Genomic DNA, 14,959 nt, shown 5'->3' on the forward strand with positions numbered 1-14,959 from the left:
ATTGTCGATTTAATATTGGTCGTCAATATGACTCTTTTGTGCAGCGAGCACTTAAGCTGAATGATAGATCTCAGCTTCCAACTCATAAATCGCTTCTAAGTATTGATCTTTTCCGCCAAAGCACTTTTTGACGATCTCAGCAGGACGTCCCATCTCGTCAAAAGGCTTAACTTTGAGTACATGAATATTCTCAATTTCTTGAACGCCTTCATCTGCGTACTTGTCTAGTAAGTTGTTCAACACCTGCTGAGCCGTTTCACCGTACTTAGTGAAGTAGTTGCGCTTTTTAACATTCTCAGCCCGCTCTTTTCTGGTGAGTGCTGGTTGGTCATACACGACATGACAAATCATATCGAATGGGTCGAGATCTTTGCCTACTTCTAGCTCTAATGCTTCCCAGATGATGCCTTCCTCTGCCAGTTCATCGATGATTGCTTGCTTTTTATCGGCATTTTGCCAACGCTTAACAAAGTCATCCATGGAGGTGAACTGCTTTGCCATCGTTTTGCGGGTATAGTCTTTGAACGATTCGGTTACGAGTTTTCCGCCAGCATCGTAGTATTGAACACGTTCAGCAATGGCTTTCACCGTTACACCGTTGACATGGAACTTTCTAACTCGGTTTTCATCCTGCCAATCATCATCGGCATTGCTACCGTCAGAAGGAGATGAACCTGAGTCGTATGGAGCTTCTGGTTCTTGGATGCTTTCAGGGTCGATATCTTCCCCTTCAAATGGATCATCTTGTTCAAGCTCATCCTCACCATCGATGATCTCATCGAGTCCTTCATCGGTATCGAAGTCTTCTGGTTTTGTCTCTTTAACTCGTTCAGGGACGCCATCAAAGCGCTCATCAGCGAACAGCTCAGTCGCCTTTTTGAAGTCGAGAATGGTAAACCATAGCTTTCCGTAACGATCATCAATACGAGTACCGCGACCGATGATCTGCTTAAACTTGGTCATCGACTGAATGCCCTGGTCAAGAACAACCAGTTTACAAGTTTTTGCATCAACACCTGTTGTCATAAGATCTGATGTGGTCGCGATAACAGGGTAAGCCTTTTTGGGGTTAATGAAGTTATCAAGCTGAGCTTTGCCGACTTCATCATCACCAGTAATTTTCATTACGTATTTTTCATTCTTAGTAACTTGCTCAGGATTGCAGTTGATTAGTGCTCGGCGCATACGTTCTGCATGGTCAATGTCATTACAGAAAACAATGGTCTTCGCCATGGGGTCGGTGCGCTTAAGGTAGCTGGTGATGGTCTGTGCAACCAGTTCTGTTCGCTCATCAATGACCATGGTTCTGTCGAAGTCTTTCTGGTTATAGATCCTGTCTTCGATGACTTCACCATGTTTATCGACTTGTCCTTTTGTTGGCCTCCAGCCCTGTAAATCTACATCGATATCCACCCGAACGACTTTGTAAGGGGCTAAGAAACCGTCTTCAATACCTTGCTTTAGAGAGTAGGTATAAATGGCATCGCCAAAGTACTCTGAGTTAGACACAATATTGGTTTCTTTTGGTGTCGCGGTTAGCCCTATTTGAGTGGCAGAACCGAAATACTCAAGAATCTCGCGCCATGCGCTGTCTTCAGCGGCACTGCCACGATGGCACTCGTCAACAACAATAAGATCAAAGAAATCGGGATCGACCTGTTTGTATGCTTTTTGGTGTTCTTCTGAACCAGTCAGGGCTTGATACAGAGCTAGATGGATTTCGTAAGCAGGATCGACATTTCGACCAGTAATTTTGGTCATCGCTGTGCCAAAGGGTTGGAAGTCATTAGTCTTGGTTTGATCGACGAGAATGTTTCTATCCGCAAGAAACAGAATGCGTTTTTTGGCTCTGGACTTCCAAAGACGCCAAATAATCTGAAATGCGGTGTACGTTTTCCCTGTGCCCGTTGCCATAACCAATAGTACACGGTCTTGGCCTGCTGCTATCGCTTCGACAGTTTTATTGATTGCTTGAAGTTGGTAGTAGCGGGGAGACTTACCACTGCCATCATCATGATAATCCTGAGTAATGACTGAAAGGTGTTCGGCCTTGTAGCCTTTCCAAACACAGTATTTGTTCCACAATTGCTGAGGAGTTGGAAAGTCTTCAAGTTGGATTTCAGTTTCTAGTTGATCTGGGTTGGTTTTATCATGGAATATAAAACCGTCGCCATTTGAGGCAAAGATAAAAGGGACTTCAAGTAAGCTGGCGTAATCTAGTCCTTGCTGCATACCTTTACCGATTTCATGCTTGTTGGCTTTAGCTTCGACAACGGCTAGAGGCATGCTCGGTTTATGGTACAGAACTATGTCTGCCGACTTAACTTTTTTCCTCGCTGCTGCCTGACCACGAACAATGACTTTACCATCACGTAGTTTTACCTCTTGACGAATCTGCGACATATCATCCCATCCCGCACCTTTGATAGCAGGAAGAATGAATTTCGTGATGATGTCGGTTTCAGATAACTTTGACTTATTTATTGACGATTTCATGCGATTAGCCAGCTCAATACAAATGCATTTTCATGACTATACCAAAGAGTGCATATGAATAAAAATCACACTCACTCATAAATAAAATATGTAACGTTATGTTTTGAAAAGATGGGGGAGATAGAAGGACCGTTTATTTTGCTAAATCTTGTTTGCTATTTTCTGATTGTGTCCAGCCATTCTTTTGACGTGTGAGTAACATTATGTCTGCTAATTGTTTTGGACTATATATCATTGGCGTCGGACCTCTATGAATATGCGACTTCTTAATATCCTCTAGTGAGGATAATTTCCACTTTATCCCCACTAGGGGATATTTGCTTGTACCCGCTCGCCGCTGGGTTGACCTCGGCCTATTTAAAAATGACTGCTCTATCGAGACTTCACATAGATTAGATGTATACCTGTCGGCGTGATTTTTGTTAAGTCACGGCTATAGACATAACCAGAACGATCTAATAAATCGAGGCTGTAGTAGGTCCATCCTACAGCAAAGGCTATGCCTAATAGCGCAAAGGTGATCATGATTTTATTCCAGACTTTTATCGTTTTCGGCTGATAAATTTCATTGATTTTTCGTCCAAGCCAAAACGCTTTAGGAGTCATGCATAACAAATATAATAATACTCCTAGAAACCCGACGGGGAGCCATAAAGTGATGATGGAAACTTGAACCTTATCTGCGTTGTTTAATAAATCAAAGTAATCGTCAAGTACAACAGAAGAGACATAAGCCCAAATAGGAAAAAAGAACATCCATGTAAAGGTTATGGCTATCCTAATCTTAGCCTTGGGTAGCATTCTCTAACTCCTTTACAATTTTATTTGATACTTGATATTCACTCCATATTAATTCAATCGCGATGTACGCGGCAGCACAGACTAAAGCACCCACTAAAATCGTTCCTCCCATTGTTGCGACAGCAAACAATGCGGCTTCACCAGCGCCGAACTGTATCAAAGCTTTGAACATATCAGAGCCGACATTACCAAACCAATCGACAAGATGGTAATCATCTTTAAATATTAAATCGCTGGTTGCGATACTGGCAGATACTACGAAAGTTAGTGCTCCAGCTCCCTTAAAGTTCGCTGCTCGTGCTTTGGGGCTAAAGCCAGCTTGCATCGATTTGAATGAATTTAGGGGATATTTTTTGCCATTCATATTAATGCGCGTACTGTTAACAAACGCGTGTTTTAGAGCTTTACCGTTTTTGTCAGTACCCGAAAAGGCGACAAAAGTTTTACCTTTGCTTTCGATCAAATCCGCTTTAATTCCCATATCGCCAAACTGTTTGGCAATCGAGTGAGCGTCAAAAAGAGGTTCAGTGTGATTAAACCAAGATTTAGCGGCACTAATACTGACTGCAATCGCCGCAGTGTCACGCCCTGCTTCAAGCCAAACGTTGTGTAAAACCTTGTGAGCATCTTCTAAATCGGTGATCAAAACATGCTGGTGGTTTTTAGCCATCTCCTCTTCTAAGGAGCATTGCAGACCAATAGAATTGCTCAGAAGTTGAGGTGCCTTTAATCCTTGGCTTGTAATACTCAGTCCGGCTTTTTCTCTATCTTTAAGAACTCGCTCTCTGTTCTCGGCCCAACGTTTGTAATCTTTGGCTGTGTAGGTTAATTCAGCTCTTCGTTCTTGGCGTTGACGTTCAGCTCTTTCTTTTGTGGTTTCTGGCCTTTCTTCGGGAGAGTAAGGTGAAGATTGGTATCTCATACGAATATTGGTTAATAAAATAAATGCAAGGATACCAGTAATTTCATGTATTTATAACTTAGTTTAGGATATGGGATAAGTTAACTACCCAGTAAACCATATTGCCTAGTAAAAAGCTCAAAATGACATACTAAATATATTTACTGCAACATCTATTACACACCTTTATGAGTTAGTATTTTACCCTAAAGTGATGATGAGCTTGAATTTGAGCTGTTATAAAAGCCCGAATATTGGGAAATGGTCAAATCAATGTAGAAAACAAAAAGGCCCAACTCTGTTGAGTTGGGCCTTTCCAAACGTTTGGTGGAGCTGGCGGGAGTTGAACCCGCGTCCAAAAACCATTCATCTTTGGTACTACATGCTTAGTCGATCTTTAATTTCACCAAGTACCTGCGAACCGACACGCCAGTAAATGACTATCCTGAATTAAATTTCGCCGTTCATCTCTCAGGCGGGAGAATCCGGGCTAGCGCGTTTGGGTTTGATCTCTCGTTGGTCCCCGTCTTACGTGCGGAAGCTAGGGCGAGAGAGCTCTGAGCAGGTTATTAAGCTGCTAGTGCGAATTTGTCGTCGTTTGCGACTATTTTTTTGCGGCTTTTTACGTGGCCAACCGCCCCACGGCATGCACCTTAGACTGCAAAATTCCTGTCGAATCCTAAATCAGCCCCAAAGTGTTATTTGCATAGTACCAGAAACAGGCGTACTGTCTAGCGCTATGCGTTTAAGTGGTTAAGATTAGCGCAGTGAACTCTTCATTACTCGAGCTTTCTGGCGCTGCCAATCTTTGTCTTTCAGATCGTCTCGTTTGTCGTGAAGCTTTTTACCCTTAGCCACACCGATTTTGATCTTCACCCAAGAGCGTGACCAGTAGAGCGAGAGCGCTGTTAATGTCATGCCTTCGCGATTGATGCGTCCTAGTAAATTATCCAGTTCGCGACGACTCATAAGAAGTTTTCGCACACGTGTCGGATTGGCGACAACATGCGTCGATGCCTGATTAAGAGGAGTGATTGTCATGCCACTCACAAAGGCTTCACCGTCACGCATAAATACGTAACTTTCAGAAATATTGGCTTTACCTTGGCGAAGGGCTTTCACTTCCCACCCTTGTAGCTCCATGCCAGCTTCGATTTCATCTTCAATGAAATACTCGTGGCGAGCTTTTTTGTTGAGCGCGATGGTATTGCTACCCGCTTTTTGTTTTGATTTTTTCTTTGCCATAATGGAGCCATTATACGGTCAGGCGCTAAGATAAGAAATCCCTTTATTTGCGCTAAAGGCAAAAATAAAAGTAAAATTGATATATGCCAGCTGTTTTGGCATGTATGACGAGGAATCTTTATGAAGCAAGTCAGTCGTTCGGCTTTGGTGTCATTTAGTGCACAGCAGATGTTTGACCTAGTCAATGATGTGGCCAGTTATCCAGAATTTCTACCAGGATGTTCCGGTTCTAAGGTTATTGAGTCGAGTTTATCTGCGATGGTAGCTTCTGTTGATGTTTCGAAAGCGGGAATAAGTAAAACCTTTACGACTTCAAATCAGTTGGTTCCGGGTGAAGCTATTTTAATGAGCCTTGTTGATGGGCCATTCAAAACCCTTAAAGGGGGCTGGTTTTTCACCGCTTTGGATGAAAAAGCATGTAAAGTCGAACTCAAACTGGAGTTTGAATTTTCAAGTAAGATGGTTGAATTAGCGTTTGGTAAAATCTTTAGTGAGTTGACCAATAATATGGTGAATGCATTTACCCAGCGCGCAAAACAGGTGTATTCGTGCTATGAGTATTGAGTCTGAAATGATCCATGTGGAAGTGGTTTATGCCTTGCCACACGAGCAGCGTGTCTATACCTTGGTAGTTAACCGCGCGATGACGGTTGAAGAGATTATTCGCCAGTCTGGAGTATTAGAGCAATATCCTGAAGTGGATTTGTCGGTAAATAAAGTCGGTGTGTTTAGTCGTAATATTAAGCTTGATGCAACAGTAAGAGATAAAGACCGAATAGAAATTTATCGTCCTCTTCTTGCGGACCCGAAAGATATTCGCCGTAAGCGAGCCGAGCAAGCCAAACAAGCAGGTAATGCAGATCCTGTCACGGGTGGAAAACAAAACCCTCTGAGAAAAGAAAGCGCACCTGAGTCATAACTATTTTGTGCTTAGCGAAATAGCCAATTAATCTTATTTAAGGTAAAGGGGTTGAAGTTTATACTTCAACCCTTTTATTTTTAGAGTCATTTAAATGGTGAGCTTAATGTATTTGCTCAAAGAAGTCTGAGCTTGGCGCAAAGTCACCATCAATATTGACCAGTTTACCTTCATCGTTAAAACGAGCGATAAGATTCTTTTGCACCGAATCTTGGTGGCCTTCGGTCTGATGATCAATGTAGTACCAAGTATTTGGATAACCATTTTCAACGAGCATAGGCGAACCTAACACAAAGCGAACTTGCTCTTTGGTCATGCCAAATTTCAATTTATCAACGGCTTTTTGCTCTACATAGTTACCTTGATTGATATCAATCCGGTATACAAGCTTCTCTAGTAAAGAACAGCCTGTTAACAGTGTCATTGAGAGTGGAAGCGCAATAACAAGCCACTTTTTTATTTGCATATGAATCAATTCTTGTAACGGAAATTTCTTTAATTGGGCTGATAATAAACAAGCTGAGCGCTAAAGTAAAAAGCTCATCTTGTTTTGAACTGTTTCAGACCGTGATTTTTGAATTAAGTTGCAAACTCGTTCCAAATTTCCATGGTACTGTTACCTTGAGTGGGGATGTTAAGCTGCAATCAGAAGCTCTTTCGCATTGGCAATGGTTGATTCGGTGATCTCACTCCCACCGAGTAATCGGGCGAGTTCTGAGACTCTTTGCTCGTTATCCAATGCGCGCATTTGTGTCTCCGTTTTACCTGCTTTGGTTTGCTTAGCAACAAAGAGCTGCTGGTGGCCACAGCCTGCTACTTGCGGTAAATGAGTGACACAGAGAACTTGGGTTGACTCTCCTAACGTGCGCAGCATTTTGCCAACCACGGCCGCTGTTGGGCCGCTGATCCCTACATCCACTTCGTCAAAAATCAGGCTTGGAGTATCGACTTTTTGCGCGGTAATGACCTGTATGGCAAGTGATATGCGTGATAGTTCTCCGCCTGATGCGACTTTAGCAATCGGCTCAAGGGGTTGACCAGGGTTGGTTGATACCAAGAAACATACAGTATTGATGCCAAGCGGCGAGGGATGTGTATCTTGTTTATCAACTTGGATACAAAACTGCGCTTTTTCCATGCTTAGCTCATGCATGCTTGTGGTAATTAGCTTGTTGAGCTCTTTTGCGTAGCGGCAGCGAGACTTACTGAGCTTTTCTGCGCTTTTAACAAAGCCTTGATAAGCTTCTTCAACATCTTGGTGCAATTCATCCAGCTTTTCATCTGAGCAATCAAGGTCAGCGATTTGGTTTCGTAAATCTTGATGATGCTGATAGAGCTCACTCGGTAGAACATGGTGCTTACGTGCCATTGACATGACTTTTGAAAAACGTTCCTCGACGTAGTTCATTCGCGCTGGATCCACATCAATGTTATCCATGTAGCTACGCAGCTCTCGGTTCGCTTCTTCAATCTGAATAATAGCTTCTGAGAGCATATCAGGAAGTTGAGTAAGCGTGTTATCTAGCTCGGCCAACTGAACTAAGGAGTGGTTGGCTGATTGGAGAATACCAAGCGCATTAACTTCTTCACCTTCGTATATAAGTTCGATGGCCTGTTGGCAAATGGTGGCCAACTCTCCGCTGTTGGATAATCGCTTGTGTTCTTGTTCGAGTTGTTCATATTCACCCTCGTCAAGAGAGAGCTCATTAAGCTCTTTGATTTGATATTCAAGGAGTTGTTTTTGCGCTAAGTTAGCTGCGCTATTTTCTTTGAGCCGTTTTAAATGATTATCTGCTTGGCGCCAAATTTGATAAGCATTACGAGTATTTTTTAATAGATTTCCGTGCCCAGCATATTGGTCTAGCATTGCCATTTGATGATCACCTTTCATTAATTGATGATGAGCATGTTGGCCATGAATGTTGATTAGTAATTGCCCGAGACTTTTAAGTTGTGACAAAGGAACAGGGCTGCCATTAATAAAAGCCCTTGAGCGGCCCTCTTTACTGATGACTCTGCGCAAGATACAGTCGTTACCATCAAGTAAGTCATTATCTTCAAGCCAGCGCGTTGCATTGATATTATCCTCTAGGGTAAAGGCTGCGCTGACTTCGGTTTTTTCTTCTCCTTGTCTCACCATACTGGCATCTGCTCTACCGCCTAAACATAAGCCAAGCGCATCGATAGCAATCGATTTACCTGCGCCAGTTTCGCCTGTAATGGTTGTCATGCCTTTAGAAAGTTCAAGCTGTAGCGACTTAACAATGGCAAAGTTATTAACACTTAAATGAGCCAGCATCTTTCACACCTGTTTGAATTACTAATACTGTATAAAGAAACAGTATATACTGTTTCTTTATACAGTAAAGAGGAGTAAATCAAATTATTTTCGTTTTGTCATTATCAGGACCATTGTTGTTGCCTATGTTATTAATAGGTGGTTTTGATTTCACGAGCTGATGGTGCAGACGTTATAGTTGGTGAAGTTTATATCAATAGCCTATGAGCAAAGTCGCTTTGCCTTACACAAATAAGAAAATGGGAGAATACCTCATGTATAAAACACAACTTGCTGCGCTGATGATGTTTTCGGCTACCGCTTTTGCCAATACCACTGACGTAGAAATGATCGACCTCAATTCGGGCAAATCCGTCGGTAGTGTTTCACTTGAGCAAACAGCTTACGGAACGGTTTTTACGCCCAATTTGAGCGACTTGCCAGCAGGCTTACATGGATTTCATATTCACGCGAACGCTTCATGTGACAGCATTAGTAAAGATGGCAAGACAGTGTTAGGCGGCGCAGCTGGTGGTCACTACGATCCTAAACAAACCGGTAAGCATGGAACGCCTTGGACTGACGATAATCACCTTGGCGATTTGCCAGCGCTCTACGTTGACAGTAAAGGTATGGCAACTCAGCCAGTGTTAGCTCCACGAGTACAACTGACTGATGTAAAAAATCGTGCGCTTATGATTCACGCGGGTGGTGATAACCATTCTGATCATCCAGCACCTCTTGGTGGCGGTGGCGCCAGAATTGTGTGTGGTGTGATTAAATAACGATTATTTGCAACCAAGGTTAGTGAATATACTAACCTTGGTTGTTTATCTAATTGGTCTTCTAAAACAATCGGCTTGACCAACCTAGTTTGTTTCTCAGTACATGATAATAGCTGTAATCTTTCGGGTGAATTAAATTTAACGTATTGGGACTTTGATAAATATGAATCTCATCGCCCGGTGATACAGGTAGAGAGACTTGCCCGTCGCAGCTTACTTCTTGAGTTCCTCTGTTTTCCGGCGACACTACAAGTCTGATTCGGCGTTTACTGTCAACAACCAAAGGCCGGCTGGAAAGCGTATGTGGAAACATTGGCACCAGAGAAATAGCATTGAGGCTTGGAGAAAGAATCGGTCCTCCACCAGATAGAGAATAAGCGGTCGAACCTGTTGGGGTCGACACTATCAATCCATCCGCACGTAAAGAGAAAGCAAAGCTTTTATCTATATACACTTCAAATTCAATCATATGGGCGACTTGCCCAGGGTGAAGTACGGCTTCATTTAATGCTGCATTGTGACTTTTTACTTGGCCGTGGCGATGCACTTCCGCTTCAAGTAAAAAGCGTTCTTCAACAATAAACTCACCGTCTAAGACATTTTTCAATGCGGCTTGGAAATCTTCAGGGTTGAGGTCGGTTAAAAAACCTAGGCTGCCACGATTAACCCCAATAACTGAAATTTTAAATCGAGATAGCACTCTTGCCGCCCCCAACATATTGCCGTCACCACCAACGACAATCGCCAGATCAGCCGCTTTACCCAGCTCAATCAGACTTGAAAAATCTTCTCGTGGTATATCGCTGAGAATATCGGCGAGTCGGTCGTCAATAAAAACCTTATACCCTTCGGATTTGAGCCAGTTATATAAGTCTCTATGAGTTTGAATTGCTTGCTGATTTCTGGGTTTACCAATGATGGCGATCACTTCAAAAGGCTTTTTCATAGGTTTTCCGCACTAAATAGGCTTGATTCGACAATCTTCATCCCCATAATAATGGCAAGTTAGCTATTTATGCGAATTTTTATGTGTCTAAAGAGTAATAAACGTGACGATTTAGATGCAGATGGAATTAGATTCTGGAGATATCATGAGCAACGAAGAAAACAAAATTAACCAAGATGAACTACAGCAGCAAGATACGGTACAAGATATTGAAGCCGAAGTTGTAGGTAGTGAAGCTGATATCGAATGGAACGAAGAGACAGAAAACCTTGAGCAAGATTCAAAGGTTGCGCAACTTGAAGCGGCTCTGCTCTCTAGTGAAGCTAAGCTAAAGGATCAGCAAGATTCTGTACTACGTGCTAAAGCTGAAGTTGAAAATATGCGTCGTCGTACTGAAACGGAAATCGACAAAGCCCGCAAATATGCGTTAAACAAGTTTGCTGAAGAGTTACTTCCTGTTATCGATAACCTAGAGCGTGCTATTCAATCAGCAGACGCTGAAAATGAAGCGGTTAAACCAATTATTGAAGGTGTTGAGCTCACTCATAAAACCTTTGTTGATGCTGTGGGTAAATTTGGCCTTAAGGAAATCAACCCTGAAGGTGAGATATTCAATCCTGAAATGCACCAAGCAATGTCGATTCAAGAAAGCCCAGACCATGAGTCAAACACGGTTATGTTTGTGATGCAAAAAGGTTACGAGCTGAATGGTCGAGTTATTCGTCCGGCCATGGTGATGGTGTCGAAATAATAATCAAAGCTTATTCTTATTATTTGAAGGAGAGGCTCATGCCTCTCTTTTTTTATTGCCCTAGATTATTGGCAAGATAAGCATCGAATGTATTGATTTATTGAATTATTTCTCTGTAGCTAATGATAAGAAAATAAATTTCCTATTGGATATATGTAACATTAACGTAAACAACGGCTTTATTTTGTTATCGTTGTGTGTATTATGTGCGACTTCCGTCACTTTAATGGGCGGATTAAATTATAAAACCATAAAATACATACACAACATCTCGGAGATGCATGATGGACAAATCTCTATCGAGCAAAATTTTTGTAGGCTTATTCGCAGGCTTACTTATAGGTACTGCTATCCAGTACCTGTTTAACGGAGTCGCTATTTTTGATACATATCTACTCGGCGCAGCGGAAGGTGCAGGGGGGATGTTTGTATCATTGATCAAACTTCTTGTTGTTCCTCTCGTATACGTATCTATCGTATGTGGTATCGTTGATCTAAAAGACATTACTTCCTTCGGCCGTCTTGGTGGTAAAACTTTTGCACTTTACATCATCAATACCATTATCGCGATTGCGGCAGCATTGACGGTAGGTCTACTTGTCCAGCCTGGTGCGGATGCCAATTTAGCGGGTACAATCTCAGAGTCGGTTAAACTGACAACAACAGAGACACCAGATATTTTCTCCCTCGTTGTTAATATTGTTCCTAGCAACCCTGTTCAAGCATTTGCCAATGGTGACATGCTGCAAATCATTTTTATGGCTATTCTGACTGGTCTTGCAATCCAAGCTTTGGATTCACGAGGTGGCCCAGCCATTCGCACCTTTAAGTTAGCCAATGAGATCATGATGAAATTGGTTGGCTTGGTAATGAGCCTTGCGCCATACGGTGTTTTTGCGCTTATGATTCAACTAGGTGCGACATTGGATGCACACACACTAGCATCGGTAGCGAGTTATGTGGCGTTAGTGATTGCCATGCTGGTGTTCTGGATCTTTGTTTTCTATCCAATGGCGGTAGGCATTGCAACGGGCACGTCTCCTAAGACTTTCCTTCGTGCAACTCGGGAGCAAATTCTGTTCTCACTATCAACAGCAAGCTCGAATGCGACTATCCCTGTCACAATGAGAACCTTGACCGAGAAACTAAAAGTATCGGAATCGGTTGCAGGTTTTGGTGTGCCACTTGGCGCTACCATGAATATGTCTGGCGTGTCGATTTACATTGCGCTTGCGACTATTTTCGTTGCCAACGCTTTTGGTCAACCAATTAATACCGCAGATGTATTTACCCTTGGTTTGACGATTCTTCTTTTGTCTATTGGTGCTGGCGGCGTTCCTGGTGGCGGCGTGGTTATGGTTGGCGTTTTGCTGCACCAATTGGGTTTACCACCAGAAGGTTTAGCCATCATTGCGGCGGTAGACCGTATTAATGACATGTTCTGTACTTCTTCAAATGTTGTTGGTGACACAGCGGTGAATACCATTGTTGCCAAAACAGAAGGTGAAATCGGTAAACAAGATCAGGAAGTAAAAACTGCGCAAGCGAATGTTTAAAGCTTGATCTGTTTATACCAGTATTGAAAAACGAGGCCAATGGTCTCGTTTTTTATATTTAATTTTTTTTCATTTTTTTTTCACTATCCCCTTGAAAAGACATTTAGCGACCCTATTTATTTGGCATAAGTGAAACAAACAAAATTATTTTAGTTTGTGGATAAGGGTTGAATCCCTATTCTCCATCCCCACATAGGGGATATAGCAAAACGAAAATAGAATTTATTCGGAGATAACCTGATGGGTAAAATCATTGGTATTGACTTAGGTACTACTAACTCTTGTGTTGCTGTTCTTGACGGTGACAAGCCTCGCGTTATTGAGAACGCAGAAGGCGAGCGTACAACGGCGTCGGTCATTGCATACACTGATGGCGAGACTCTAGTAGGCCAGCCAGCAAAACGTCAAGCGGTAACCAACCCTGAAAACACATTATTCGCTATCAAGCGTCTAATCGGTCGTCGCTTCGAAGATGAAGAAGTTCAGCGTGATATCGAAATCATGCCTTATAAAATCGTTAAGGCAGATAACGGTGACGCTTGGGTTGAAGCTCAAGGCCAAAAAATGGCAGCTCCTCAAGTATCAGCTGAAGTACTGAAAAAAATGAAGAAAACAGCTGAAGACTTCCTTGGTGAGGAAGTAACTGGCGCTGTTATCACAGTTCCTGCTTACTTCAATGATGCGCAGCGTCAAGCAACTAAAGATGCAGGTCGCATTGCTGGTCTAGAAGTAAAACGTATTATCAACGAGCCAACGGCTGCTGCACTAGCATATGGTCTAGACAAGCAAGGCGGCGATCGTACTATCGCGGTTTACGACCTTGGTGGTGGTACATTCGATATCTCTATCATTGAGATTGATGAAGTTGAAGGCGAGAAAACATTCGAAGTACTAGCAACTAACGGTGACACTCACTTAGGTGGTGAAGACTTTGACAACCGCATGATCAACTACTTGGTTGACGAGTTCAAGAAAGAGCAAGGCATCGATCTTAAGAACGATCCTCTAGCAATGCAGCGTGTTAAAGAAGCAGCAGAAAAAGCGAAGATTGAGCTTTCTTCTACTTCACAAACAGACGTAAACCTACCTTACGTAACTGCTGATGCGACTGGTCCTAAGCACATGAATGTTAAAGTGACGCGTGCAAAACTAGAATCTCTAGTTGAAGACCTAGTACAACGTTCTCTTGAGCCTCTAAAAGTTGCTCTGGCTGACTCTGATCTTTCTGTTGGTGACATCACTGACGTTATCCTAGTAGGTGGCCAGACTCGTATGCCAATGGTTCAAGCTAAAGTAGCTGAGTTCTTCGGTAAAGAAGCACGTAAAGATGTGAACCCTGACGAAGCAGTCGCTATGGGTGCTGCAGTTCAAGGTGGTGTTCTAGCAGGTGATGTTAAAGACGTTCTTCTACTAGACGTAACGCCTCTGTCTCTAGGTATCGAGACTATGGGTGGCGTGATGACTAAACTAGTTGAAAAGAATACGACTATCCCAACCAAAGCAAACCAAGTTTTCTCTACAGCAGAAGACAACCAGAATGCGGTAACTATTCACGTTCTTCAAGGTGAGCGTAAGCAGGCTATGTACAACAAATCTCTAGGTCAATTCAACCTAGAAGGTATTCAGCCAGCGCCTCGTGGTATGCCTCAAATTGAAGTAACTTTCGATCTTGACGCGGACGGTATCTTGCACGTTTCTGCTAAAGATAAGCAGACAGGTAAAGAGCAGAAGATCACTATCCAAGCGTCTGGCGGTCTAAGCGATGACGAAATCGAGAAAATGGTTCAAGAAGCAGAAGCAAACAAAGAAGCGGACAAGAAGTTCGAAGAGTTAGCAACTGCACGTAACCAAGCTGACCAAATGATCCACGGTACTCGCAAGCAAGTTGAAGAAGCAGGCGAGGCTTTGCCTGCAGAAGATAAAGAGAAAATCGAAGCGGCTATCTCTGAACTTGAAGAAGCAAAAGGTGGCGACGATAAAGAAGTGATCGATGCGAAAGTTCAAGCGCTAATGACAGCTTCTCAAAAGTTAATGGAAATCGCTCAGCAACAAGCTCAAGCACAACAAGCAGCAGGTGCGGAAGCTGGTGAACAGCCTAAGCAAGAAGACGATGTTGTTGATGCTGAGTTTGAAGAAGTGAAAGACGAGAAAAAATAAGTTTTAACTCGGACTTAGCTTAATGCATAATTGCGGGCGTTTGGGGTAACTCATGCGCCCGTCTGTTTGTAATTGACTTGTCAGTCTAGATAATGGTTCCCGAAACTGTGATCTCGAATTTTTA

The 14,959-nt window shown here is 42.8% G+C and carries 13 protein-coding genes and 1 other RNA gene; 6 read left to right on the top strand and 8 right to left on the bottom strand.

Annotation, left to right across the window (positions count from 1 at the left end; all coding sequences use genetic code 11):
* Nucleotides 1-51 precede the first annotated feature (51 nt).
* From MHN79_RS10770 to smpB, 5 genes are all read right to left on the bottom strand, one after another.
* The gene (locus tag MHN79_RS10770) at nucleotides 52-2,496 is read right to left on the bottom strand and encodes a DEAD/DEAH box helicase family protein (protein ID WP_239172891.1); all 2,445 of its coding nucleotides are present in this window, start codon (nucleotides 2,494-2,496) and stop codon (nucleotides 52-54) included.
* A gap of 372 nt (nucleotides 2,497-2,868) precedes the next feature.
* Nucleotides 2,869-3,297, bottom strand: a complete 429-nt coding sequence (locus MHN79_RS10775) for a hypothetical protein (RefSeq protein WP_239172892.1) — start codon at nucleotides 3,295-3,297, stop codon at nucleotides 2,869-2,871.
* Complete coding sequence (locus tag MHN79_RS10780) at nucleotides 3,281-4,219, bottom strand: hypothetical protein (RefSeq protein ID WP_239172893.1); 939 nt, start codon at nucleotides 4,217-4,219, stop codon at nucleotides 3,281-3,283. Before MHN79_RS10780 ends, MHN79_RS10775 begins: the two co-directional genes overlap by 17 nt.
* Before the next feature lie 304 nt (nucleotides 4,220-4,523).
* Nucleotides 4,524-4,890: a transfer-messenger RNA gene (gene ssrA, locus MHN79_RS10785) on the bottom strand.
* A gap of 67 nt (nucleotides 4,891-4,957) precedes the next feature.
* Nucleotides 4,958-5,443, bottom strand: a complete 486-nt coding sequence (gene smpB / locus MHN79_RS10790) for an SsrA-binding protein SmpB (protein ID WP_114786504.1) — start codon at nucleotides 5,441-5,443, stop codon at nucleotides 4,958-4,960.
* Between the two features lie 120 nt (nucleotides 5,444-5,563).
* Here smpB and MHN79_RS10795 point away from each other — a divergent pair, with 120 nt between their 5' ends.
* Nucleotides 5,564-6,007: an SRPBCC family protein gene (locus tag MHN79_RS10795; protein ID WP_239172894.1), complete on the top strand. Its 444-nt coding sequence runs from the start codon at nucleotides 5,564-5,566 to the stop codon at nucleotides 6,005-6,007.
* Nucleotides 5,997-6,362 (top strand): RnfH family protein, encoded by a 366-nt coding sequence (locus MHN79_RS10800; protein WP_239172895.1) that lies wholly within the window; start codon nucleotides 5,997-5,999, stop codon nucleotides 6,360-6,362. Before MHN79_RS10795 ends, MHN79_RS10800 begins: the two co-directional genes overlap by 11 nt.
* 103 nt (nucleotides 6,363-6,465) lie before the next feature.
* Here the strand turns inward: MHN79_RS10800 and bamE are convergent, their stop codons facing one another.
* Together bamE and recN are read right to left on the bottom strand one after the other, a co-directional pair.
* A complete protein-coding gene (bamE, locus tag MHN79_RS10805) occupies nucleotides 6,466-6,828 on the bottom strand; it encodes an outer membrane protein assembly factor BamE (RefSeq protein ID WP_239172896.1) in 363 nt (120 codons plus the stop codon).
* Nucleotides 6,829-6,996: 168 nt separating this feature from the next.
* The gene (gene recN / locus MHN79_RS10810) at nucleotides 6,997-8,661 is read right to left on the bottom strand and encodes a DNA repair protein RecN (protein ID WP_239172897.1); all 1,665 of its coding nucleotides are present in this window, start codon (nucleotides 8,659-8,661) and stop codon (nucleotides 6,997-6,999) included.
* A gap of 254 nt (nucleotides 8,662-8,915) precedes the next feature.
* On the opposite strand from recN, the gene sodC reads away from it, so the two are divergent.
* Nucleotides 8,916-9,425 (top strand): superoxide dismutase [Cu-Zn] SodC, encoded by a 510-nt coding sequence (gene sodC / locus MHN79_RS10815; protein WP_275436242.1) that lies wholly within the window; start codon nucleotides 8,916-8,918, stop codon nucleotides 9,423-9,425.
* Between the two features lie 61 nt (nucleotides 9,426-9,486).
* On the opposite strand, the gene nadK is transcribed toward sodC, so the two are convergent.
* Complete coding sequence (gene nadK, locus MHN79_RS10820) at nucleotides 9,487-10,371, bottom strand: NAD(+) kinase (RefSeq protein ID WP_239172898.1); 885 nt, start codon at nucleotides 10,369-10,371, stop codon at nucleotides 9,487-9,489.
* Nucleotides 10,372-10,516: 145 nt separating this feature from the next.
* Here nadK and grpE point away from each other — a divergent pair, with 145 nt between their 5' ends.
* From grpE to dnaK, 3 genes are all read left to right on the top strand, one after another.
* Complete coding sequence (gene grpE / locus MHN79_RS10825; RefSeq protein ID WP_239172899.1) at nucleotides 10,517-11,122, top strand: nucleotide exchange factor GrpE; 606 nt, start codon at nucleotides 10,517-10,519, stop codon at nucleotides 11,120-11,122.
* 284 nt (nucleotides 11,123-11,406) lie between these two features.
* A complete protein-coding gene (locus tag MHN79_RS10830) occupies nucleotides 11,407-12,678 on the top strand; it encodes a dicarboxylate/amino acid:cation symporter (RefSeq protein WP_239172939.1) in 1,272 nt (423 codons plus the stop codon).
* 240 nt (nucleotides 12,679-12,918) lie between these two features.
* The gene (gene dnaK, locus MHN79_RS10835) at nucleotides 12,919-14,835 is read left to right on the top strand and encodes a molecular chaperone DnaK (RefSeq protein ID WP_152429727.1); all 1,917 of its coding nucleotides are present in this window, start codon (nucleotides 12,919-12,921) and stop codon (nucleotides 14,833-14,835) included.
* The last annotated feature ends 124 nt before the right edge of the window (nucleotides 14,836-14,959 follow it).

This window comes from Vibrio sp. Of14-4, assembly GCF_022347625.1.
GTDB classification, from domain to species: Bacteria; Pseudomonadota; Gammaproteobacteria; order Enterobacterales; family Vibrionaceae; genus Vibrio; species Vibrio pristinus.

Coding starts and splice junctions, on each gene's coding strand:
- dnaK (WP_152429727.1), top strand. CDS start 12,919: ATGGGTAAAATCATTGGTATTGACTTAGGTACTACTAACTCTTGTGTT.
- bamE (WP_239172896.1), bottom strand. CDS start 6,828: ATGCAAATAAAAAAGTGGCTTGTTATTGCGCTTCCACTCTCAATGACA.
- smpB (WP_114786504.1), bottom strand. CDS start 5,443: ATGGCAAAGAAAAAATCAAAACAAAAAGCGGGTAGCAATACCATCGCG.
- MHN79_RS10780 (WP_239172893.1), bottom strand. CDS start 4,219: ATGAGATACCAATCTTCACCTTACTCTCCCGAAGAAAGGCCAGAAACC.
- MHN79_RS10800 (WP_239172895.1), top strand. CDS start 5,997: ATGAGTATTGAGTCTGAAATGATCCATGTGGAAGTGGTTTATGCCTTG.
- nadK (WP_239172898.1), bottom strand. CDS start 10,371: ATGAAAAAGCCTTTTGAAGTGATCGCCATCATTGGTAAACCCAGAAAT.
- sodC (WP_275436242.1), top strand. CDS start 8,916: ATGTATAAAACACAACTTGCTGCGCTGATGATGTTTTCGGCTACCGCT.
- grpE (WP_239172899.1), top strand. CDS start 10,517: ATGAGCAACGAAGAAAACAAAATTAACCAAGATGAACTACAGCAGCAA.
- MHN79_RS10775 (WP_239172892.1), bottom strand. CDS start 3,297: ATGCTACCCAAGGCTAAGATTAGGATAGCCATAACCTTTACATGGATG.
- MHN79_RS10830 (WP_239172939.1), top strand. CDS start 11,407: ATGGACAAATCTCTATCGAGCAAAATTTTTGTAGGCTTATTCGCAGGC.
- MHN79_RS10795 (WP_239172894.1), top strand. CDS start 5,564: ATGAAGCAAGTCAGTCGTTCGGCTTTGGTGTCATTTAGTGCACAGCAG.
- recN (WP_239172897.1), bottom strand. CDS start 8,661: ATGCTGGCTCATTTAAGTGTTAATAACTTTGCCATTGTTAAGTCGCTA.
- MHN79_RS10770 (WP_239172891.1), bottom strand. CDS start 2,496: ATGAAATCGTCAATAAATAAGTCAAAGTTATCTGAAACCGACATCATC.